We start from the raw sequence: 836 nt of genomic DNA on the forward strand, positions 1-836 counted from the left end.
ATCCGAAAGACTTGGTTAAGAATGTCGAAAGCGCACGGGTAATTTCAAAGGAACTGAAGATGAAAGTGAAAATCCGCCCGCACATCAACGAGGACGGGGTGAAGAACCCGGAATATCTGATTGACGAAAAGCTGGCAGACCTGAAAAACATTCAGGGACTGGGCGGTATAAAACACGGACTTGACAGTTCGAAAAAACAGCAGTGCGAATATACTGTATTCAATTTGAGCGCTTTTGACACTGTCGAACCGGAAATGCTGAAAAACAAACTGAACGGCATATACAAACTGTATGGCGAAAAGTATTCCGGGCAGCAGATGGTGTTCATTTATAAGAGGAAAGCTGTGAAAGTGTCATGGCAGGATGTGGCGGACGGAAAGACAATTGACCTTCTTAAAGAACTTCAGGAGCAGTAGCCGAAACTACCACTCCTGAAGGGAGCTCTTGACCTGTTACAGCCGCGAACATTGCAAATATACAATTTTATTTTGAAATGCAAATGGAAAGGACTGAATTACCCGATTTTTTCAAAGAATTATCCACGCTGGTAGAAGATGCTCACCGCTACGCGAAAGTTGCGGGTGTGAACTTCTTCAAGCAGAATTTTCGCAGACAGGGATTTCTTGATACATCACTGATACCGTGGGCTAAAAGGTCACTCACAATCGGTTCGGATCGTGGCGTATTGATACAAAGCGGGAAACTTCGCGACAGTATTCATGCAGTCAGTCGAGGGATAGACCGCATTACTTTTCAGACTGACCCGCTGGCATACGCCAAGATTCACAATGAGGGCGGGTATATTGTCGTAACGGAGCGGATGAAGCGTTATTTTT

Annotated in this window: 2 pseudogenes; both read left to right on the forward strand. The window is 45.0% G+C overall.

The features are described 5' to 3' along the window. Positions 1–416: pseudogene (locus HMPREF2794_RS00600) on the forward strand (phage head morphogenesis protein); the annotation flags it as partial. Between the two features lie 83 nt (positions 417–499). Continuing rightward, positions 500–836 (forward strand): annotated as a pseudogene (locus HMPREF2794_RS00605) (hypothetical protein); the annotation flags it as partial.

The organism is Bacteroides sp. HMSC067B03, assembly GCF_001811315.1.
Classification (GTDB): domain Bacteria; phylum Bacteroidota; class Bacteroidia; order Bacteroidales; family Bacteroidaceae; genus Bacteroides; species Bacteroides faecis.